This window comes from Paenibacillus sp. 2KB_22 (assembly GCF_052115745.1).
In the GTDB taxonomy this organism is placed as follows: Bacteria; Bacillota; Bacilli; order Paenibacillales; family Paenibacillaceae; genus Paenibacillus.
In genome coordinates, this window is sequence record NZ_JBFRHG010000003.1 from 351,208 (window position 1) to 372,149 (window position 20,942).

The window sequence follows — 20,942 nt, forward strand, 5'->3', positions numbered from 1 at the left end:
AGGCTTCTAATCGGGTAGATAAACCGGTCAGGAGCCTTTTTGTTATACCTGAATCAACGGGGGCCCTGATAGCGATCAACAGAGGGGTATATTAATTTGACCTGAATGAAATGGACATATTTTAGTATTTAACAATAAAAAAACGAGTGTTATGCTGTGAGCGTAAGGAAGGAGTGATCCCCAATGAAAGCGCTATCTGCGAGGGAATATCAGATTTTGCATTTTCTATTGGAGCGTAGGGATTTCGTTCCGGTCAAAGAAATAGCCGGTCAGATGAACTGGTCGGAAAAAACGATTTACAGGGAACTAAACGCCTTGGAACACAATTTGCACATTCGCGGGATTCGCCTCGAACGGAAGCCGGGAAGAGGTATTGCACTGGCTTTAACTCAGGAACAGACGATGGAGCTAAGGAGAACGCAATGGAATTCGGGGAAAAGGGTGGTCTCTACCCTTTCCGTAGAGGCAAGAAGAATCAAAATATTGACAAATTTATTATATGATTCTCCTGAGGAAACCTCGATTAACAAACTGTCAGAAGAATTCTTTATCGGCAAGGCATCAATTGTGAATGATCTCAAGGCTATTGAAGAACGAATTGAACCCTTTGAGCTCCGACTGGAAAAAAGCCAACTCGGCACCCGTTTGATCGGTTCAGAGATTAACATTCGCAAAGCCATGGCCTCTCTCATTCATGAACTTGTGAGTGAAGAACGGGCAGGAGAACAAGAGCATGAATTCCGGATTGATGGCAATACACGAGTTGAATTGATAGAACATTTTGGCTGCGATTCAGTTGAGGGGATTCAACGTATTTTGGAAGAAACCGAGCAGCAATTAGGATATACCATAGGCGATCCCTACTATATCAACCTGCTGACTCACCTGCTGATTTGTATCCGCAGACTGAAGAGTGGCAAGGTCATTCGATTGGCTGATGGCATTCCTGATCATCCCGTAACTGACCCTCATGTGTATTCCATCGCAAAAGCCATGGCCCAACAAATCAGTGAGCTATGCGGATTGGAATTACCAAGTGAAGAGATCTATTTCATCTATCAATATCTGATCTCCTCAGGCATGAGTATTCCGTCCCTTAATCTTGAGTTGTCAGGTCTGATGGACAAGGTTTGTCCAGAGTCTAAAGCGATGGTCAAGGAATTAATTCAGACTGTATCCGGGATGATCCGGCGTGATCTCACAACAGACGAACAATTGTATAAGGGTCTGATCATTCATTTCAAACCGATGCTGAATCGTCTTAAATACAACATTTCCATTAATAATCCTCTGCTGGAGGATATACGTGAGGCGTATGCCGAGATTTTCTCTCTGGTCCGTTTGGGGATGCTGCCCTTGACCCAAGCCTGCGGGTTGAATTCGTTTAGTGATGATGAAATAAGTTACCTGGTCCTTTATTTTCAGGCATCCATTGAGAAAAGCAGTAAAAAGAAAAGAGTTATTCTGGTCTGTTCCACTGGAATAGGGACATCTCATTTGCTGAAAAGCCGGATTAATCGTTCATTTCCTGAATGGGAAGTCGTTGATGTCATTTCGACAAGCTGGTTCAAGCGGATGGAGGATTGGACGGATATTGATCTGATTATTTCAACCGTGAAACTGGAGCATCATGACTTGCCAGTTGTGTATGTCTCGGCGCTTTTAAATGACACGGATGTCAGCCTGATCAAGGCGAAGTTTAACGAGGAGGGGTTGAATCAACATCAAAACAGGGTGTTTTCGTTTCCGCTGCTCAGGGCGTACTTCCACCCATCTTATGTTCAGATTGAAACGAATACGAAGGAACAATATGCAGAAGGTACAACATCCAGTCTGAAGCTGTGTGCATCCATACTCCAACACGTAGATGCTAATCCGGAAAACCGGACATTTGCCGAGGCCAAGTTGAATAAAAATTTGTCGGTTTTCCTGATTCGCGGTGAGGTGAACGTTAATCCGATCGTCGGTTTTAACGTCATTCAAGGCGAAAGGGCCAAATGTAAACTGGAAATTGTAATCGCTTTCCTTAATGATGGGCCACTAACTGAGTTACTGATAGAAATACAGAGTTTGTTGATGTGCAGGCGCATGTATGAACAGATCATGAGAATAACTACACCACAGGAGCTTTTCGAGATATTACAGTCCAAGCACGATCAGGAGGAGAAAGATTATGGATATAACCAAGATTATCAACGAACGGTTGATTAAGCTGGATCTAAAAGCACGAACCAAAGATGAAGCCATCGAGGAATTAGCGGATTTGCTGGCAAAGGAAGGAGCCCTTTCCTCCAAAGAAGAGTTTATCAAGGACGTCTATTTAAGAGAGGAAGAAGGTCAGACTGGCCTGGAGAACCACGTAGCGATCCCTCATGGCAAATCGGCGGCGGTCCTCAAGACCTCCCTCACCATCGGGCGAACAGAGCACCCACTTGAATGGGAGACCTTGGACGGCAAACCTGTCCATGTCGTTATTCTGTTTGCTGTACGGCTTGTAGATCGGAATACAACCCACATGAAGCTGTTGGTCCAGGTTGCCAGTATGCTTGCTGATGAAGAGGTTTTGGAGCGTTTGATGCATGAGCCGGACCCGGTCCAGATTATGGAGCTGTTTGCTAGCAGGGAGAGCGTATCGTAAAACATGGCAATTCAGGATTTTAATATGGAGCACGATAAATCATTTGGAGGGATTCTGATGAACATTGTAGCCGTAGCCGCGTGCACTGCTGGTATTGCCCACACGTATATTGCCAAGGAAAAATTGATTAAAGGTGCAAAAGCGCGTGGTCATGAGATCAAAGTAGAGACCCAAGGCACCATAGGAACAGAAAACGAGCTTTCCAGGGAAGAGATCGGGGCAGCTGATGTTGTCATTGTGGCTGCCGATATCAAAATCGGTGGAGAAGAAAGGTTCAAAGGCAAACGGATCATTCGAGTCAAAACCGAGACGGTCATTAAAGCCCCGATTAAATTCATTGAAAAGGTGGAGCAGTCTTTAGGGGTATCCTCATAACAAGGGAGGCAGGGCGATGAGCGCAAAATCCAATCACGCAGGTTCAGTCATCAAAGGTCATCTGTTAACAGGCATTTCCTACATGATTCCTCTGATCGTTGCTTCAGGGTTGTGTATCGCGCTGGGTCAAATTCTGGGAGGAGCCGATGTGGGCAAGGCGGAGGGTACCATTCCGTATATGATTAATCAGATCGGCGGTTGGGGCATGGGGCTAGTGGTCCCTTTAATTTGCGCAGCGATTGCTTATTCGATCTCGGACCGTCCCGGAATTGCTCCAGGATTAATTGTTGGTTTTATATGCAGTCAGATTCAAGCAGGGTTCATTGGTGGCATGCTGGGCGGATTTCTGGTGGGTTATGTCGTACTCGGTATCCGTAAATATGTGAAGTTGCCAAAGTCCATGCAAGGATTAATGCCTGTTCTTGTTATTCCGTTTCTAGCCACACTGATCTCTGGTTTGGGTATCTTTCTGGTCATTGGTCAACCGATTGTCTGGTTACAGGACAGTCTTACCCATGTTCTTGAATCGATGCAGGGAGGATCCAAATTTGTTTTAGGTGCCATTCTGGGCTTGATGGCCACCTTTGACTTCGGGGGGCCTGTGAATAAAACGATGTCACTATTTGCTGATGGGATGTTAGTCCAAGGTATCTATGGACCTGAGGCTGTCAAGTTTGTCGGCTCCATTATTCCACCACTGGGGATTACCCTATCGTATTTCCTGACGAGAAACAAATATACGGCAGCAGAAAAAGAATCGTTAAAGGCCGCATTTCCGATGGGAATATGCATGGTCACGGAGGGTGTCATTCCGATTGCGGCAAGGGATCTGATCCGGGTGGTCACTTCCTGTGTCATCGGCTCAGCGGTAGCTGGTGGGTTGATTATGATCTGGGGCGTTGAGGCTCCAGTGCCACACGGGGGACTATTCGTTGTACCCCTCTTCACCCATCCATGGCTGTTTATGTTATCTCTTCTTATAGGAACTGGAATCTGCGGTGCAACCCTATCTTTATTAAAGAAGCCCGTTACGGCGATGGATGAAGAATTCGACGATACCGAAGACGAGAGCGTAACCTTCGATGACATTGTGTTCAAAGTGGAGTAGCACCCTTCATATAGATAACGCTTACAAATTAATTATCCAAAGGAGATGTATCTCATGTTGATTACGATGAAGGAATTGCTTAAAGTAGCCAAGGAACACCAATTCGCGGTGGGAGCATTTAACGTGGCAGATAGTACATTTTTGAGAGCAGTGATTGAGGAGGCCGAACATTCCAATTCTCCAGCGATCATCGCCATCCACCCCACGGAACTTGAATTTTTGACGGATGAGTTCTTCGCATATGCCCGCCAGCGTGCACATGCCAGCCATGTTCCACTGGTGATCCATCTGGATCATGGCGGGTCCATTGCTGATATCATCCGGGCGATCAAGTGTGGATTCACCTCCGTCATGATTGACGGTTCCCTGCTCCCTTATGAAGACAATGTGGCTATTACAAAACAGGCGGTAGAAATTGCACACGCTGTCGGCGTCTCTGTTGAAGGGGAATTGGGAACGATTGGGCAGACCGGTAACTCTATCGAAGGCGGCGTATCGGTGGTAACTTACACGGACCCGGCCCAGGCAGAAGATTTTGTGACACGTACGGGGATCGACACGTTAGCCGTAGCCATCGGTACAGCCCATGGTATCTATCCCAAACATATTAAACCAGAGTTGCAAATGGAAATCCTAAGAGAAATCAATCAATTGGTAGACATCCCTCTTGTTCTGCACGGGGGGTCTGCAAACCCTGATCAGGAGGTCTCCGACTCCGTTCGACTAGGTATTTGTAAAATCAATATTTCCAGCGATATGAAACATGCATACTTCAATAAAGCTCGTGAAATTCTAAGCACTACGGAATTATGGGACCCTAATGCCATTTATCCAGACTGCATTATTGAGGCTCAGAACGTCATTCGTTATAAAATGAATCTGTTCAATTCCGCGGGCAAAGCAGACTTGTATAAAGGGCTGCGTTATGAGCAACGTCAGGCTGAAAGTGTGAGCCTTTACTAAGCCTGCTGGCGGAGAAAATCACCCGAAGAACGATTCTCATTTCATCTCTCGGAGCCTCCCTGAAGCCCGCTATTCACGAAGTTCATTTATCGTGAGTAGTGGGCTTCATTATGTGATAAAATCTACACGTATCAGAATGCTCAGCGTCAATATGTATTCGGAGAATGTGTGAAGAAGGAGGGGGAGCATGAGTGAAAGGTCTTATTATATTGACACTCCTTGTTTGGCTCGCATTGCTGCTGATTGAATGGTTGATCTACCGTTTACAAGGACGGCGAATGACATGGGTTCAGTATATATTGCCATGTGTAGCCTTGCTTGGCGGTGCCGTTGTAATTATGATCAGCATTCATATTGGCGGCTGGAATGGCATCGGATATGCGTTGCTCGGTGTGTCACTCGGTACTGCGGGAATGTTAACACTTATTACGGTGGCAATCAGAGATGTGGTGCTTCGGCGACGGGGCGGGAACTAGATCCAGCAGTAAAGCTGTTGTGCAGTAAGGATGAATTGGGCGATGGGATGGTTGCAGGAATGCATTCGTCTGTGATATATTGACATTAATTATGACAAGGGAGGTGAAGACAGGTGAATCACGAGATGCTTAACAACCGTATTAGCCAGCTGCCGATTGCTATGGCTGGCATTGTTCATACTTTTCTGACCAACGGGAGAAGTCTGTCCAATTATGAATATACGGAAGTTAACATGTACGAGAAGATGCCTGCCTTGACCTCATTCGGACGATAAGCGATATTGCTTGAATTCTGAAGGGCCGCGGAGCTAACCTCCTGCGGCTCTTTTTGTGTTGCGGTCAGGATCTTCCAACTATAGGAGGAACCTTATTATGATAATGATTAACGCGCAACAACTGACTCAATACCACGGAGCACATCTGGTGCTGGACGGTATTACATTTGAAATTATGGAAGGTGACAAGGTTGCCTTAATCGGCCGCAACGGAAGCGGCAAGACCACACTTATGCGCCTGATGGCAAGAATGAACAAGCCAGATGAAGGGCAATTGATGATCAAAAAAGATACACGAATGGGATATGTAGCTCAGGTTCCGGAAGGACTGGATGACCATACCGTACTGGATGTGCTGAGCCTTGGATTCAAGGAGCTTATGATATGTCGCTCGCAAATGAAGGAAATGGAGCAGCAGATGTCCGATCCGGCATGTGCTGCAGACCCTAATCAATTGGAGCGCCTCTTGAAACGCTACGCGGCGCTGCAAGAACAGTTTGAGCGTGAGGGTGGATATGAAATGGATGCCCGCATTGATCAGGTGGCGGACGGTCTGGATATCGCTAATGCGCATTATGAATGGCGCTTCGGTTCACTGTCCGGTGGGGAACAGACCCGGGTGGTGTTGGCTTCGCAGCTGATCGTAAAACCCGATCTGTTATTGCTGGATGAGCCGACGAACCATCTCGATCTGGAGCGGGTGGAGTGGCTGGAAGGATTTTTACGAGAATACTCCGGCACCATTGTCCTGATCTCGCATGATCGCTACTTTCTGGATCGGGTAGTGAATCGAACGCTGGAGCTGGAGGATGGTGAGGCGCTATCGGCAGCGGGGGGCTATACGGAATATATGGCAGTGAAAGAACAGCGTCTGTTGCAGCAATTCGAGGAGTTCAAGGAGCAGCAGAAGGTGATCAAAAAAATGAAGGAAACGATCCGCCAGCTGGAAGAGTGGGGCCGAGTTGGTGGCAATGAAAAATTCTTCCGGCGGGCCGCTTCCATGCGCAAAGCACTGGAACGGATGGAACAGGTGAAGCGTCCCATATTGGAGCGGCGCAATGCCGACTTCGATGTGCGTCCTACGGATCGAACAGGTAAACGGGTTGTGGTCCTGGAACAAGTGGAGAAGAGTTATGGCTCGCGTGCAATTCTACGCGGGATCTCGGGTCTGCTGGAATATGGTGACAAGATTGCTCTTATTGGTCGGAACGGTTCCGGTAAGACGACCCTGTTCAAGTTGTTGCTTGGAGACGAGCAACCCAATACGGGCAAGCTGGAGTGGGGGGCTCGCGTGGATGTAGGGTATCTGGCTCAACAGGAGGAACCTACGAATCCGAAGCTGAATGTGCTTGAATACTTCCGTCTGGAAGCGGGCGTGGAGGAAGGCGAAGCACGCGGGATTCTGGCTCGATACCTGTTCTATGGAGCGGATGTATTCCGCGCAGTGGGACAGTTATCCGGCGGGGAATGGACGCGCCTGCGGCTGGCTCTGCTGGTGCAGCGCAAACCCAATGTACTGCTGCTCGATGAGCCGACCAACCATCTGGATATCGCATCAAGAGAAGCGCTGGAAGAGTCACTGGTTGATTTTGAAGGAACCGTGCTTGCCATCTCGCATGATCGATACTTCGTCAATCGCCTGGCGTCCCGTGTCTGGGAACTGGAGAACGGGCAAATGACCGCTTATCTGGGAGACTATGAGGCGTATCGCGAGAAGAAGCTTGAATTGCAAGCTCGTGCGGCGGCGACAGGTCAGAGTACAGCGGGGGGAGCCGTTCCATCTGGCGGAAAAGCCAAGTCAGAGATGAAGTCAGGTATGACCACAGCTTCAAGCGGGACTGTTCGATCAGGGAAGAAGCCAGAAGCTACCTCGGTAGCAACTGCAGCGAACGATAGAAGTGGCAATGGCAACCAACCGTCTGCGGAGAAGCTGGAACAGACTTTGGCTCGTCTTGAGGCACAGATTCAGGCGCTGGATCAACAGCTGGAAACGGGGCAGAACAATCCGCTTGAACTGGAACAAATCTGGCATGATCGCGAGCAATTGTCCGCTGAATATAATGATGTATTGGCCCAGTGGGCTGAGTTATAGGTCCGAATGGCATGAGCATAAGATGGAACAAACGAGGTCGGAGAATCTTCTCCGGCCTTTTTGACACGGGGTTAAGACATACCAAACGTGGAATCTGCTTGTTTTTTCAAGCTTTGTTGATTCAAGAACGTGGCGACAACCTGTTCTCATTTTTACATGTCATGGTGAATAGAATCAATTTCATAACTCACAAAAAATAGAGTTTTGTAACTATATATAGACAAAATAAACCGTTTTGATCTATATATAGCCTGGATTGAAGCAGCTAAAGGTATTATGAAATTGATTCACTAGTGTAACTTTTTACCTTCTCGCGCGTTAAATACGTTTGTATGAATTGAAACGGCTCACCTAAGAGCTTACAGAAGGGGAGGTTATCGGTATCTATTATTCATTGACGTATCGGAGTTGGTCGGATGATCGACAGGCGGAGACGGGGGTGCTTGAACAGACTTCAGTCACACGAGATGAACTGTTCATGCGCAAACTGGTGGATGCCACCTTGGTGAAAAATAAACTCTGGGCGCATCTGTCCAATGAATGCCAGGATGGACGTGAACATGCGGTATACGTGACGGCGTATGAGCAACAGATGCCGGACGAGTACGGTGCAGCCATTGCGGATGCTGCGCTGGCGATGTGCAAAATGTCTTCCATGTACAGCGCAGAGTATATGTTGTGGAATGGAAGTTCATTTCAGGAGTTGGAACGCACAGCGTCATCCGCCTATACGATGGAGCTTGCCGAGCAACTGCTCGACCATTATATCGTTCGGGATGGCAAGACTTATGAGTTCCTGTATTCCGTGCTGGATGCGGATCGCAAGAAAGTGTTGTTTTATATGAAAGAGGTGGATCTGTGATGAGTGAGCAAGAGCGGGGGCAAGCATCGAAACCCGGATCAAAAGCGAAGCTGGTTGCTTTCTCCCTGATGCTGGCGGTTCCTGCCGTGTTATCCGGTTGCGGCAGCAACAATGATGAATGTGACCCGGAGTATGATACCGGATGTGAATATGATTCTAGCAGTGGGCACTACTACTACGGCGGGTCGTCGTATCGAAGCAATAAGGACAGTAACAGCTCCTATAGCAAATCCAAGTCCAAATCAAGCGGCTTTGGTAGCTTCTTCCGCAGTTCGGGAGGATAACCGGATGAGGCAAGTGGTTCAACTACCGTTTAGTCACGAAGAAGTATTTCAGGGCGAAACGGAACAACAGATTCCATATCATCGAATGTATGGGAAGCAGTATTGTGTGCCTGCATTGACGGTCTATTCTCCCTCGGAGGTACAAAAGCTGCGTGCCGCAGCCGAGGCGGTAGACGGCATTTACTGTAAAGTGATGCGATTTATCCAGCAATATATGCCGGATTCTTTTTTGGAGCATCAATTGGGTATCCATCCCGGGCTTATTCCGGCGGCACGTATGGAGATGGTGACTGGAGGGATTACCCGCCAGGACTGGATTATTGGAGAAGCTGGACCGAAGTGTATTGAAAATAATACAGACACCCCTACGGGTATACCAGAGGCCGCTGCATTGGAAGGTATCCTGGTCGGCCTTGCAGGAAATGCTGCGTTGACTGCACCATCTGCGGAGATGGATACGTGTATTCGGGAATGCTTCAGAATGTGGCTGGAATTTTATGCAGCGCAGGGGTTACAGGGCCCCGTGACGTTCACTTCTTTTGGGGAACATATCGAAGATCGAACGAATACCGAGTACCTGATGAAGCGTTGCCGGGAAGCTGGATACGAAGCCTGTTATGCTCCGCTGGAGGAACTGGAGATTGTTCCGGGAGAGGCGCTTTACCATAAAGGTCGGGAGATTAATCTGCTCTACCGCCTCTATCCACTGGAATATCTAGTTGATGATCGGGATGAGACAACAGGGGTGGACATTGGGGCTGCACTGCTTGATCTTGTACGGGAGGGACGACTGGGCCTGATGAATCCCGTTCAGCATGTACTGATGCAGAGCAAAGGTTTCATGGCGGCGATCTGGTCGCTCTACGAGCGTAATGAGCAAACCCCGGAATATTGTGGTTTTACGCTCTTTGATGATACAGAGATGGACGTCATTTCCCGATATCTGCTGCCAACTTATTTTTCGGCTGAACCCTTCGAGCTGAACGCCATGCCATATGTAGCCAAAAGTTATTGGGGACGCGAAGGCAGAGGAACTCTTTTGCTGGATGGAAATGCAGTACAGCAGAAGTTGGATCATCAGAGGCTTACGGAGCTGGAGGAATCCCCTCTAACCGTGAGAACGGCAGATACACTCCAAGAAGACGAGGATGAAGAAGTTGAGGCCTACTACAATAACCAGCCCAAAATCTATCAGAAGCTGGTCCCGATGGAGCAGGTCGTAATCGAGACGGAAGATGGCGCGTACAGCGGCTATCTGCTTACAGGGGTGTTTGTTATCGGTGGGCGTTTGGCTGGGTTGTTACCCAGGGTCGGAGAGAAAGTAACCGGAGATATGGCCTATTATTGCGCGGCTACAGTTTGTGAACGGATGAATGATGAGGAGGAGAAGAAGGAATGGAGAACTTGGGATTGAACCTCGTGAATGTGGCGGTAGGTGTGGGCATTCTACTGGTGGTATTGGTATGTGGATATTTCGCTTTTAGCAAATTGACCCGGTATAACGATAGTGAGGAGATCGCGAAAGGGAACGAAGCGGCAGGCATGTACATGGGCAGCAAATTGTTGGGACTGTGTATTATTGTGGGCATGGTATCTTTCTCGACGCATTCGTGGTTGGATATGCTGCTGTGGTCGGCGTTTGGAATTATTGTGCTGTGCCTGGTCTATATTATATTTGATTTCCTGATTCCAAAAATGCGGGTATGTGACGAAATTGCACGAGGAAATATGGCGGTAGCACAGCTGCTGCGTTCCATTATCATCGGCGTTTCCATCGTCATCGGTACATTTTTGATGTAAAATATACCTAGAGATAAACGATAATTTAGAATGAATATAGTGCTTACACATAAACGAAGAGGACAGAAAAAATCTGGAGAAGCGAAGCGTTCGCCTTTATCATCGGATTTTTACCTTTGAGAAGGTATAAAAAAATTCCGAGGGTAACAGCGATCATAAGATTGTTCTGTACGCAGAGTTATTAAGTGTAATGTGGTATTTTTGTTCTAAATGAAAATTAAACGGAAGAAGGAGCGCGGCATCATGAGAAGAGTCATCATCGATACAGATACAGCAGGAGACGATACGATTGCGATCCTGACGGCATTGCATCACTTTCAGGTGGAAGGCATCACCATTACGGGCGGTAACGTACAATTCGACCAAGAGGTTGAAAATGCCCTGTACACGGTACAGGTTGCTGGACATGGCGGCAAGGTGCCTGTGTATAAAGGATGCGAGCGTCCGCTAATGGCCTACGGTAAAGCTCAGCACCGTACAGTGGAAGACGTGCATGGCGATGATGGCATGGGCGGCGCGCATTTCCCGAAGGCGGATCAGCGTCCCGAGAGCGGGCATGCGGTTGATTTTATCATTGAGAAGGTGCATGCACATCCAGGTGAAATTGAACTGCTGGCAATTGCCCCGCTGACCAATATTGCCATGGCGATTCAGAAAGACCCAACGATTATTCCAGAGATTGCTCACCTGTACATCATGGGCGGAACAAATAATGCACTGGGCAATATCACCCCGGCGGCGGAGTATAACTTCTACGTAGACCCGGAAGCAGCGAAAATTGTACTGCATGCGGGCATTCCGATCACGATGGTTGGCTGGGAGATGTGTACGCAATATTCAGTGATGGACGATGACGATCATGCAGAGATTGCAGCTCTCGGTACATCGGGTGCTGATTTCTTCACCGCAATTAACAAAGTGGTTATGCAGTTCAACAAGTCGGTACATAAGCTGAATGGTACTACTCATCCCGATACGTTGTTAATGGCTGTTGCCGCAGATGAATCCATCATGACCAAGTCGGGTCAGTATTATGTGGATGTCGAAGCGGCAGGAGAGCTGACACGGGGATACAGTGTGGTTGATATTAACGGACGTTTTGGCAAAGAGCCGAATGTACGTGTCTGTGAAGCCATTGATCGGCCGAAGTTCAAATCGATGCTTCTGGATGTGCTCTCAGCGATTCAATAATTGAGCGACTTAGCATTTCAATGAACAGCATAGCATTCCTGATGAATCCGTACCTGTAATAGGTACGGATTTTTTATTGCCCATTTTTAGAATAACTACTTCACCTGTCGTAGTAAGTTGTGCTATACTTCAACTACTACGACAGATGAAGTAACGAGGAGGAGTATCTTTTGTGATCAGCAGTGACGTTATACGTGGCTACAATGATACGCTGATCCTCTACATGCTGCTCGAAGGGGAGTCGTATGGCTACGAGATTTCCAAGAACATCAGACAGCTGACAGAGGAAAAGTACGTCATGAAGGAAACGACATTATACTCGGCCTTCACCCGATTGGAGAAGAACGGTTATATTGAATCGTTTTACCTGGATGAGAATAGTTTGGGGAAGCGTCGTACTTATTACCGGATTACGCCGCCCGGCCTCGACTATTACAGAGAAAAGTGTGAGGAATGGAAGGTTACGCAGGAGGTTGTTAATTTATTTATCAGGGAGTTGTGACGGAACATGGAGACAATTATGGTGTATCTGGAGAACATGTTTGTTGGTCTGCCGAAGACACCTGAGGTGGAACATCTGAAGCAGGAGCTCCTTTCGGGGATGGAAGATAAATACCTGGAATTGAAGCGAGAAGGCAAGTCGGAGAATGAAGCCATCGGCATTGTGATCTCGGAATTTGGTAACATCGAGGAGTTAACAGCCGAACTCGGTATTCAGCCAGTCAGCCCGGAAGAGACAGTACCTGTGTTAACGGAAGAAGAGATTTACGCATATACCACTGCGAAGAGAAATGCTGGATTTTGGATTGGACTGGGTGTTTTATTGTGCGCGTCAGGTGTGGCATTTCTAATTTTCATGGATGCCTTATTTGAGAACTATGCCATTTCAGCTGCAAACCGTTCGGTGGAAACGGGCGCTGTACTAGGCCTGATCGGCATGTTCGTATTGATTGCCATTGCGGTAGGCATGTTCATATACAGCGGTATGAAGCTGGAACGCTTCAATTATATGGAGAAGGGCTTCCAACTTCCTTATACACTTAAAATGAGTATTCAGCATAGTCGGGAGAGCTTTGCTCTAACTTACCGTATAGCCATCATTACGGGTGTCTGCCTGTGCATTCTGTCTCCTGTGTTTATTTTCGCAGCCTCTTCTATCAATGATAACTACGCCTCTTATGGTGTATCTGCCTTTATGGTCATGGCTGGGGTAGGAGTATTCCTGTTTGTATATTACGGTAATATTCAGGGGGCTTACACAAACTTGCTGGAGAAGCACCAGTTGACGGTAGAGAAGAAGCAGGAGGTCAAGGTTGTGAGAGCCGTGGAAGCGATTGTATGGCCGCTGGCGACAGCCATCTTCTTGTTCACAGGCTTTGTATATCAACGGTGGGATATCAATTGGGCCATATTTCCGATTACCGGTATTCTCTCCGGCAGCTTTAGCAATGTGTACCATATTATGAGAAGCAAAAATCCGTCCTGAGCATGCTGCTTTGGATAGTAAAGCCCACCTATCTACTATATAGATCAGGTGGGCTTTTTTACACGTTTAATCTACCCTTGCTGCAACAAAAACGAGCGAATTCCTGTCGTGACTAGATCATGGTCTTCCTCATCAGGCAGACCCGATACCGTAATGGTGCCGACCTGTCCCTCATTTTCGAGAATCAGCGGGAAAGCGCCACCAGCCAGTACATAGTCCGATGAAGGCAGATTGAAGTTATGCTCAAGGGTCTGGTTCTCGTTTCTCAAACGCAGGGCGGTATGCCAAGAACTGGAGGAAAAATGATTCACCACGTTGTTTTTACGTCGAATCCAGTCCTCGTTGTCGGGATGAGTTCCTTCCATCGCATGCAAAAAGAGACGATGTCCCTTCAGGGTAATGTCGATGGTCACGGCCTGTGAACGACGCTTCGCTTCTTCAACCAGATGCAGGCCAAGGTTAAGCGCCGTTTCAGAACCAAATGTGCCAAATACCAATTCTATTTCTTCCTGTTTCATTTCCTTTAATTTTTCGATCAAGGTGAGGTTCAAATTACAGGCATCCCCTTTACATATATGATTGATGTCTACATTCGACATGAATGGGGACAGTACCTTCCAAGTGCGACTGGACCATGTTACTGGACGCTATATGTATGGCTGGGGATGGCTCATTTGGAGACCGTACATCAGCTGTGTTAAAGTGAAGGTAACCTAATATACAAAACTCTTAAAGTTAAAATAAGTTAGCGCTCAGTAGGCAGGAGGAGAAGCACGATGCTGTTTTATTTTGTAGCACTGCTGGTGACTTTAGTGGATCAGGGGACCAAGATTGCAGTGAGGATGTATATGGAGGTTGGCGACGTCATGAGACTGGGTAACTCGGGCATGCAGTTACAGCATTACGAGAACAGTGGAATGGCGGGCAGCATGTTTCAGGGGAATGCGCGTTTGTTCGGTGCGATTGCTGTTCTGTTCATAGCAGGCATGCTGTATTACCGGAGTAAAGGTGAGATTCGCGGTTTCTGGATGCAAGCTGGCGCGGGTTTTATGGTCGGAGGGGCTTTAGGAAATGCGATCGATCGATTTATCTATGCCCGGGTAACGGATTTCCTCGTATTTCCGTCAGGACGCGGGATTTTGAATCTCGCTGATGTCGCAATTAACATCGGTGTTGTCATGATTATCATTGGCATGTTGATTCGTGCGTTTAAGAGCTATCGAGCCAAGCGTTTACGCAATGCCTTGCCAAAAGTTGAGCGTTCGTAACACGTGGATAGAAACTGTATAGTGGGTGAATATTAGCTTAATAAATAAGGACATTGGATATCATCCAGTGTCCTTTTTGTTACGCCCAATTCGAGTCGTGGGAAGAAATGCCTTGATTCATTTTTATCGAAACCGTTTTAGGAATAATAAAGGCTTGTATAGCCAACGCTCATAGTATGAGTTTGTGGAAGGATTAACCAAATGGTTATTTCACCACCTGAATGGGTAAATCTTTACGTATATAAAGCTGAGGGAGGTACAACATGAGAACAACGCTTACCAAGGCTCTCGGGACAATGTTGCTATGTGGAATGATGGCTGTACTTCTAGCTTCCTGTACCAGTGGGGATAGCGCGAATGGCAAAGTGCAGATTGAATTTTTCCAGAACAAGCCTGAAGCCAAAACAACCTTTGACGAATTGATCAAAACGTTTAATGCGGAGCATGACGATATTCAGGTGACACAGGTGAATCCGCCAGATGCGGAGACTGTATTGAAGACACGTGTTGTCAAAAATGATATTCCGGATATTATGGCCATGGGGGCAACCGACACCTATTCCATTCTGGCCCAGAGTGATATTTTCACCGATCTGACGGACAGCTCCTTACTCCAGACGATTGATCCGAACTACATACAAATGCTTAATGATCTCACAGGTATGGACGAAGTGACGGGTATTCCTTACGCGACGAATGCAAACGGCATCATGTACAACAAAACCTTGTTTAAGGAAATGGGATTGGACGTGCCCAAGACGTGGGATGAACTAATTGCGACTGCTCAAAAGATTAAGGATGCGGGCGAAATTCCATTTTACTTCACATATAAGGATGACTGGCAGACAAGCCTGCCGTTCAATGCACTTGCCTCCAATCTGGTCGGCATTGATTTCTATCAGGAACGGCGCGATAACAAGGTAACGTTCAAAGAGAAATATGGAGAGGTTGCTGAGAAACAGCTGGAGCTCATGAAGTACGGTCACGGCGATAACTTTGGTAAAGCTTATTCGGACGGTAACCGCGCTTTTGCTAACGGTGAAGCCTTCATGTACATCCAGGGAACCTGGGCCATCTCAGAGATTCGTAAAGCGAACCCAAATGTAGACATTGGTTTCTTCCCATTCCCAACGGGCAACGATGCAAGCGAGATTAAGCTGGTGAACGGGATCGACTCCTTGTTTACCATTGCGGCAGACACGCCTAATCGCGAGCAGGCAGAGACGTTTATTGCGTTTCTGTTAAAGCCTGAAAATATCGGAAGATACATTGACGAACAGACGCTGTTCTCTGCGGTCGAAGATGTGAAGCAGGATGATCCTGCCGTGCAGGAATTGATGCCTTATATCGAGCAGGGCAAGGTGGTAGACTTTGCCGATCACTATATTCCGGCTGCGGTGCAGCTGAATTCCATCGTACAGTCCTTTTTGCAGAACCAAAACATCGACAACTATCTAGATACACTCGACAAAGAATGGGACAAGGTTGCCAATCGGCGCTAAGCCTTGTCTGAAGGAGGATGGAGTATGAACAAGCGTATCGCACCTTATTACTGGATGACGGTTCCGGCGGTAGTATTGTTCTTTGTATTTATGACACTGCCGGCCCTCCAGGGCATCTATTATTCATTTACGAATTATAACGGATTCGGGAAAGAGTATGATTTTGTTGGCTTCAAAAACTATTTCAACTTGTTCCAGGACGACAATGTAGGTAACGCCTACTGGTTTACGTTCAAATTCGCGATCGTGGTAACGATCCTGACCAATATTCTGAGCCTGCTCATTGCACTCGGGCTGAATGCCAAGATCAAGTTCCGTAACTTTTTCCGCGGCATCTATTTCCTGCCCAATATCCTGAGTGTGCTGATCGTAGGTTACATATTTAACTACCTGTTCTCCAATGTATTCCCGATCTGGGGACAAAATCTGGGCATCAACGCACTATCTACGAACATACTTGGTAGCGAAAGTCTGGCCTGGATCGGTATCGTCATTGTTGCCGTATGGCAATCCGTGGCTCTGAATACGATTCTATATTTGGCTGGTCTGCAAACGATACCAACGACACTGTACGAGGCATCCAACCTCGACGGTGCAGGCAAATGGCGTGAATTCTGGAGCATAACATTCCCGCTTATTGCCCCGTTCTTCACCATTAATATGGTGCTGGCGATGAAAAACTCGCTGATGGTCTTCGACCAAATCGTAGCCTTGACCAACGGTGGTCCCGGACGGGCGACGCAGTCCATCTCCCATCTGATCTACACCGGAGGATTTGAAGGCGGCGAATATGCATATCAATCTGCGAACTCGGTTATTTACTTCATCGTTATTGCGGTGATTTCAATTCTGCAAATCCGGTTCCTGCAAAGAAGGGAGATGGATCTGTAATGAGAAGCCGTACACGAATCAATTGGCTCGTTATGCTGCTCGTTGTGCTGGGTACCCTGTTTATCCTGTTCCCCTTGTATATGACCGTTACGATTGCTTTGAAAAATCCGGAGCAGATGGCCCAATCGGTCTTTGCCCTTCCGACAACTTTTCACTGGGAGAATTTCGCAAGAGCCATCGACATGACGAACTTCTTCCAATCGTTCCGTAACAGTGCGATCGTTACCGCCTCAACCGTGCTTTTGACGTTACTTAGTAACTCCATGGTGGCCTATGCGATTGCGCGGAATATGGAGAAACGCAAGTTTTTCAAAGGACTCTATTATTACTTCGTCAGTGCGATGTTCATTCCGTTCCCGATCATCATGCTGCCGATTGTTAAGCTGACCGCATCGCTGGAGATGACGAACCTGGTAGGTCTGATCCTGCTGCATACGGTCTATGGTCTGGCATTCAACGTATTTGTGTACGTTGGATACATCCGGTCCATTCCGGTGGCATTGGAGGAAGCGGCTTTTGTGGATGGGGCGACAACCTGGGGCACGTTCTGGAAAATTATTTTCCCGCTCATGGCACCGATCAGTGCCACGGTTGGTATTCTGACCTGCCTGTCAACGTACAACGACTTCCTGCTGCCACTCATTATTATCAGTGACCCGGGACAATACACGCTGCCGCTGGTACAGTATGTATTCCAAGGACAGTTCAATACCGAGTTTAACCTTGCGTTTGCATCCTACTTGCTCGCGTTGCTGCCAATGATTATCATCTACCTGTTTGCACAGAAGTGGATCATCAACGGGGTTACACAAGGGTCTGTAAAATAACCGAAAATGTGCTAAAGAAAAGATTAGGTGTGAAGGGATATGAACCAAGAGAGGTGGACTCTAAGAGTCCCCTCTCTTTTTTGATCTTTGTCATTTGCCGTTTGGGAACTGCCAGAAGGATTGATTAACCTGTAAAACTATGCTATTTTTTAGTCGTTAGTTTAATCGATAAACAAAGACGATGAGAAAAGGGGATTCTGGTTTTTTTGCAAGCGCTTTAATAAGTAAAACTGAATACGTAGATAAATCCGGCATCGTTTGTACCCAGTCCTCAAGAGCACGGGCGTAAAGTGGTGGGTTCTTTTACATGCAAAAAAGAGAGGAGTATGGGAAAGTTGCATAGGAAAAAAGGACATTTTAACTCACTCCGCAATCAGATCTTCATTGGTTTCGTTATGGTGATGCTTGTTGTTCTGCTGCTCGCAGGCATATCGGCTTATGATCGGGTAGCTGCTTTGTTGAAAAGCAATGCAGAGAAACATATTCATCAAACCGCCGTCCAAGCCAGTGGCAGATTGGATGCACTCATTGCACAAGTGAACTCGCTGACCGCCCAGGTGGCGGATGATTCCTATGTGCAGCGTCTGCTCAGCGATGAGAAGCAAGGCAACCCGGCCACCTTTAATCAACGTCAAGCTCTCTTGCAGATTGCAGGCAGTTATCAGTCTTTCATCAATGGTGCGCAGAGTATGGAGATATACACTACGGGTTATAACCGCATCTTTCCCATGGATGACCGATCCCTCGATCTCAGAGTGGAGCGCAACTGGATCAGCCTGGCGGATGAAGGAAAAGGCAGACTGGTATGGGCAGGCGATGACCCTGAAGATCCGGGTGTGCTTCTGGCTATTCGGCGAATAAACCTGCTGGACCATTCTTTTGAACATGGAGGCTATGTGGTGGTGCGGATGCAGCGCAGTTTTTTTCAATTGAATGATTCGAATGGGGCAGATGGTTCACAGGACTCAATCATGCTCTTGGATGGGGCAGGCGAAGTGGTGACTTCCGATCTGGAGATTAATCTCGATCCAAAAGCCATATTGGACAGCGAATCCGTCGTGCAGAACGGAGAGGAATCCTATATCGTCGTCCGGCAAAAGTCTGAATTAACGGGATGGACACTTGCTGTGCTGACTCCGCTGCGGGAGACAACGGAAGGAGTATCCATCCTGAGGACGGCGCTTCTCGTTTCGGGAATCATTGGTGTTGTTCTGTTCCTGATCATGTCTTTCTTTCTCTCCACGATGATTACACGTCCGCTCATACGCCTGATGCGGGCCATGCGTAGTGCACAGCCGGGAGCCATGAGGCCTAATCTAATGGTTAGCTCTACGATGGAGATCAATGAACTCAATGACGTATATAACCAGATGGTCTACAGGCAGAACGAATTGACCCGCGCGGTTCATGAGAAGGAAGTCATGCAGTCCCGGGCTGAGCTGAAGGCGTTGCAGTCTCAGATTAATCCCCATTTTCTATTCAACACACTGGAGGCGTTTTATTGGTCTCTTGAGGAAAAGGGAGATGAGGAGATGGCACGTATGGTTGTGGCGATGTCCCGATTATTTCGCTACACGATCTCCAGTTCGCAGCAGGATGAATGGGTTACGATTGCCGACGAACTGGAACACGCAGAGCGTTATCTTCGAATTATGCAGATGCGGTTGGGAGATCGAATGCAATGGGAGATTGAGCTGAGCGATGCGGTTCGTAAGGTCCCCATTCCGAAACTGCTTATACAGCCCTTGGTGGAAAATGCGATTCTCCACGGCATTGAAAGTAAACTGGGACCGGGAAAGATAAGCATCCATGTGGATGCTTCGACCGAGAGAGACCTGGTTCGTATTGAGGTTAGGGATGATGGTCCCGGTATGGATGAATTACGGCTTCAATCTGTCATTCATGCTTTAGATGGTGGTCCCGCTGTATCCAACAAGGGGTCAGGCGTAGGTCTGATCAACGTACATCGGCGGCTGAAGCTCTATTTTGGTAGCCAACTTGGCGAACGGTGCAAGCTCTCTTTAACAAGTAAGGTGGGGGAAGGAACCGTCATTTGCTTTGAGATTCCCATGGGAACGGAGGGTGCATATGATTCATGACAAAACGATTCTTATTGTTGATGATGAGCCACGTACAAGAGAGGGGATTCGCAAGACACTGGAGGGGTGGTCGGCAGGGCGAAATCACATCCGGACTGCGGAAAGTGGTGCTCAGGCCGTGGAGTGGCTCAGAAAACAGCCAGCAGATCTGTTGATAACGGACATTCGCATGGCGGAAATCTCCGGGTTGTCTCTGATTGAAGCCATTCAGCATTTTTCGAACAAGCCTGCTGTTCTGATTATGTCAGGACATGCCGATTTTCAGTACGCCCAACAGGCCATTAAGCTGGGTGTCGTGGAGTATATGTTGAAACCGATTGATAAGGAACAACTGTTGCAGACCGTCGAGAAAGCCTTGAAGTTCAGCGAACAACAGCGGCGTATTCAAACGATGCAGGAACTGGTGGACCCCAAGTTGCTGGATGTTAAGGAGCGCAGGGAGCAGAGGCTCAATAGCCAGATCAGTGAAGCTTTGACTTATGTGGATACGCATCTGGGTGAACATGTGACCATGCGAGAAATCGCTGATTTACTCCACCTAAACTCCAGTTATTTCAGTGTGTTGTTCAAGGAACAGATCGGCATCAATTTTAGTGAATACCTTACCCGTAAACGCATTCAACGCGCGAAGAAGTTGCTTGTGCAGACGACTATGCCCATCTCGGAAATTGCGGAACAGGTAGGTTATCAGACGGATAAGTATTTTATCACGGTATTTAAAAGTCTGGAGGGGCTTAGCCCAAGCAAATATCGTCATTCCTTAACTGTACGCGGTAACGAATAACCTCAAAATAGTGGAGTTTTA

At 47.5% G+C, this 20,942-nt stretch carries 22 protein-coding genes; 21 read left to right on the forward strand and 1 reads right to left on the reverse strand.

Features of this window, described 5'->3' with window-relative positions; translation table 11 throughout:
• Positions 1-183 precede the first annotated feature (183 nt).
• The 15 genes from AB4111_RS20500 (at position 184) to AB4111_RS20570 (ending at position 13,550) form a co-directional block, all read left to right on the forward strand.
• Complete coding sequence (locus tag AB4111_RS20500; protein WP_442033009.1) at positions 184-2,211, forward strand: BglG family transcription antiterminator; 2,028 nt, start codon at positions 184-186, stop codon at positions 2,209-2,211.
• Positions 2,174-2,638, forward strand: a complete 465-nt coding sequence (locus tag AB4111_RS20505; RefSeq protein ID WP_253441736.1) for a PTS sugar transporter subunit IIA — start codon at positions 2,174-2,176, stop codon at positions 2,636-2,638. The genes AB4111_RS20500 and AB4111_RS20505 overlap by 38 nt, the downstream gene beginning before the upstream one ends.
• Before the next feature lie 57 nt (positions 2,639-2,695).
• Entirely contained in the window at positions 2,696-3,013 is a 318-nt protein-coding gene (locus AB4111_RS20510; protein ID WP_124116715.1) for a PTS fructose transporter subunit IIB, read from the forward strand.
• Positions 3,014-3,029: 16 nt separating this feature from the next.
• Positions 3,030-4,121: a PTS fructose transporter subunit IIC gene (locus tag AB4111_RS20515; protein ID WP_442033010.1), complete on the forward strand. Its 1,092-nt coding sequence runs from the start codon at positions 3,030-3,032 to the stop codon at positions 4,119-4,121.
• A gap of 54 nt (positions 4,122-4,175) precedes the next feature.
• Complete coding sequence (locus AB4111_RS20520) at positions 4,176-5,084, forward strand: ketose-bisphosphate aldolase (protein WP_442033011.1); 909 nt, start codon at positions 4,176-4,178, stop codon at positions 5,082-5,084.
• A gap of 191 nt (positions 5,085-5,275) precedes the next feature.
• Entirely contained in the window at positions 5,276-5,560 is a 285-nt protein-coding gene (locus AB4111_RS20525; RefSeq protein WP_442033012.1) for a YesK family protein, read from the forward strand.
• Between the two features lie 113 nt (positions 5,561-5,673).
• A complete protein-coding gene (locus AB4111_RS20530; protein WP_442033013.1) occupies positions 5,674-5,835 on the forward strand; it encodes a hypothetical protein in 162 nt (53 codons plus the stop codon).
• Between the two features lie 97 nt (positions 5,836-5,932).
• On the forward strand, positions 5,933-7,927 hold the full coding sequence (abc-f, locus tag AB4111_RS20535) for a ribosomal protection-like ABC-F family protein (protein WP_442033014.1): 1,995 nt from the start codon (positions 5,933-5,935) through the stop codon (positions 7,925-7,927).
• Positions 7,928-8,366: 439 nt separating this feature from the next.
• A complete protein-coding gene (locus tag AB4111_RS20540; protein WP_442033015.1) occupies positions 8,367-8,789 on the forward strand; it encodes a hypothetical protein in 423 nt (140 codons plus the stop codon).
• Positions 8,789-9,073: a hypothetical protein gene (locus tag AB4111_RS20545; RefSeq protein ID WP_192135170.1), complete on the forward strand. Its 285-nt coding sequence runs from the start codon at positions 8,789-8,791 to the stop codon at positions 9,071-9,073. Before AB4111_RS20540 ends, AB4111_RS20545 begins: the two co-directional genes overlap by 1 nt.
• Positions 9,074-9,077: 4 nt before the next feature.
• The gene (locus AB4111_RS20550) at positions 9,078-10,487 is read left to right on the forward strand and encodes a glutathionylspermidine synthase family protein (protein ID WP_442033016.1); all 1,410 of its coding nucleotides are present in this window, start codon (positions 9,078-9,080) and stop codon (positions 10,485-10,487) included.
• A complete protein-coding gene (locus AB4111_RS20555; protein WP_017691702.1) occupies positions 10,469-10,873 on the forward strand; it encodes a DUF350 domain-containing protein in 405 nt (134 codons plus the stop codon). Before AB4111_RS20550 ends, AB4111_RS20555 begins: the two co-directional genes overlap by 19 nt.
• A gap of 243 nt (positions 10,874-11,116) precedes the next feature.
• Entirely contained in the window at positions 11,117-12,064 is a 948-nt protein-coding gene (locus AB4111_RS20560; protein WP_036671600.1) for a nucleoside hydrolase, read from the forward strand.
• Positions 12,065-12,236: 172 nt separating this feature from the next.
• Positions 12,237-12,566 carry a PadR family transcriptional regulator gene (locus AB4111_RS20565; protein WP_017691704.1) on the forward strand — a complete coding sequence of 110 codons (330 nt, stop codon included), beginning with the start codon at positions 12,237-12,239 and terminating at the stop codon, positions 12,564-12,566.
• A gap of 6 nt (positions 12,567-12,572) precedes the next feature.
• Positions 12,573-13,550, forward strand: a complete 978-nt coding sequence (locus AB4111_RS20570; protein WP_210109340.1) for a permease prefix domain 1-containing protein — start codon at positions 12,573-12,575, stop codon at positions 13,548-13,550.
• A gap of 71 nt (positions 13,551-13,621) precedes the next feature.
• On the opposite strand, the gene AB4111_RS20575 is transcribed toward AB4111_RS20570, so the two are convergent.
• Entirely contained in the window at positions 13,622-14,101 is a 480-nt protein-coding gene (locus AB4111_RS20575; RefSeq protein WP_442033017.1) for a heme-degrading domain-containing protein, read from the reverse strand.
• A gap of 225 nt (positions 14,102-14,326) precedes the next feature.
• Here AB4111_RS20575 and lspA point away from each other — a divergent pair, with 225 nt between their 5' ends.
• The 6 genes from lspA to AB4111_RS20605 all read left to right on the forward strand — a co-directional run bounded on the left by lspA (position 14,327) and on the right by AB4111_RS20605 (position 20,921).
• The gene (gene lspA / locus AB4111_RS20580; RefSeq protein WP_442033018.1) at positions 14,327-14,818 is read left to right on the forward strand and encodes a signal peptidase II; all 492 of its coding nucleotides are present in this window, start codon (positions 14,327-14,329) and stop codon (positions 14,816-14,818) included.
• A 311-nt stretch (positions 14,819-15,129) separates the two neighbouring features.
• Entirely contained in the window at positions 15,130-16,320 is a 1,191-nt protein-coding gene (locus AB4111_RS20585) for an ABC transporter substrate-binding protein (RefSeq protein WP_442033290.1), read from the forward strand.
• Positions 16,321-16,344: 24 nt separating this feature from the next.
• On the forward strand, positions 16,345-17,211 hold the full coding sequence (locus AB4111_RS20590) for a carbohydrate ABC transporter permease (protein WP_036606633.1): 867 nt from the start codon (positions 16,345-16,347) through the stop codon (positions 17,209-17,211).
• Positions 17,211-18,038 carry a carbohydrate ABC transporter permease gene (locus AB4111_RS20595; RefSeq protein ID WP_210109338.1) on the forward strand — a complete coding sequence of 276 codons (828 nt, stop codon included), beginning with the start codon at positions 17,211-17,213 and terminating at the stop codon, positions 18,036-18,038. Before AB4111_RS20590 ends, AB4111_RS20595 begins: the two co-directional genes overlap by 1 nt.
• 326 nt (positions 18,039-18,364) lie before the next feature.
• Positions 18,365-20,137 (forward strand): cache domain-containing sensor histidine kinase, encoded by a 1,773-nt coding sequence (locus AB4111_RS20600; protein ID WP_442033019.1) that lies wholly within the window; start codon positions 18,365-18,367, stop codon positions 20,135-20,137.
• On the forward strand, positions 20,127-20,921 hold the full coding sequence (locus AB4111_RS20605; RefSeq protein WP_442033020.1) for a response regulator transcription factor: 795 nt from the start codon (positions 20,127-20,129) through the stop codon (positions 20,919-20,921). The genes AB4111_RS20600 and AB4111_RS20605 overlap by 11 nt, the downstream gene beginning before the upstream one ends.
• The last annotated feature ends 21 nt before the right edge of the window (positions 20,922-20,942 follow it).

Coding starts and splice junctions, on each gene's coding strand:
- AB4111_RS20595 (WP_210109338.1), top strand. CDS start 17,211: ATGAGAAGCCGTACACGAATCAATTGGCTCGTTATGCTGCTCGTTGTG.
- AB4111_RS20605 (WP_442033020.1), top strand. CDS start 20,127: ATGATTCATGACAAAACGATTCTTATTGTTGATGATGAGCCACGTACA.
- lspA (WP_442033018.1), top strand. CDS start 14,327: ATGCTGTTTTATTTTGTAGCACTGCTGGTGACTTTAGTGGATCAGGGG.
- AB4111_RS20555 (WP_017691702.1), top strand. CDS start 10,469: ATGGAGAACTTGGGATTGAACCTCGTGAATGTGGCGGTAGGTGTGGGC.
- AB4111_RS20570 (WP_210109340.1), top strand. CDS start 12,573: ATGGAGACAATTATGGTGTATCTGGAGAACATGTTTGTTGGTCTGCCG.
- AB4111_RS20500 (WP_442033009.1), top strand. CDS start 184: ATGAAAGCGCTATCTGCGAGGGAATATCAGATTTTGCATTTTCTATTG.
- AB4111_RS20515 (WP_442033010.1), top strand. CDS start 3,030: ATGAGCGCAAAATCCAATCACGCAGGTTCAGTCATCAAAGGTCATCTG.
- AB4111_RS20600 (WP_442033019.1), top strand. CDS start 18,365: ATGGGAAAGTTGCATAGGAAAAAAGGACATTTTAACTCACTCCGCAAT.
- AB4111_RS20545 (WP_192135170.1), top strand. CDS start 8,789: ATGAGTGAGCAAGAGCGGGGGCAAGCATCGAAACCCGGATCAAAAGCG.
- AB4111_RS20510 (WP_124116715.1), top strand. CDS start 2,696: ATGAACATTGTAGCCGTAGCCGCGTGCACTGCTGGTATTGCCCACACG.
- AB4111_RS20560 (WP_036671600.1), top strand. CDS start 11,117: ATGAGAAGAGTCATCATCGATACAGATACAGCAGGAGACGATACGATT.
- AB4111_RS20550 (WP_442033016.1), top strand. CDS start 9,078: ATGAGGCAAGTGGTTCAACTACCGTTTAGTCACGAAGAAGTATTTCAG.
- AB4111_RS20590 (WP_036606633.1), top strand. CDS start 16,345: ATGAACAAGCGTATCGCACCTTATTACTGGATGACGGTTCCGGCGGTA.
- abc-f (WP_442033014.1), top strand. CDS start 5,933: ATGATAATGATTAACGCGCAACAACTGACTCAATACCACGGAGCACAT.
- AB4111_RS20505 (WP_253441736.1), top strand. CDS start 2,174: ATGGATATAACCAAGATTATCAACGAACGGTTGATTAAGCTGGATCTA.
- AB4111_RS20520 (WP_442033011.1), top strand. CDS start 4,176: ATGTTGATTACGATGAAGGAATTGCTTAAAGTAGCCAAGGAACACCAA.
- AB4111_RS20585 (WP_442033290.1), top strand. CDS start 15,130: ATGATGGCTGTACTTCTAGCTTCCTGTACCAGTGGGGATAGCGCGAAT.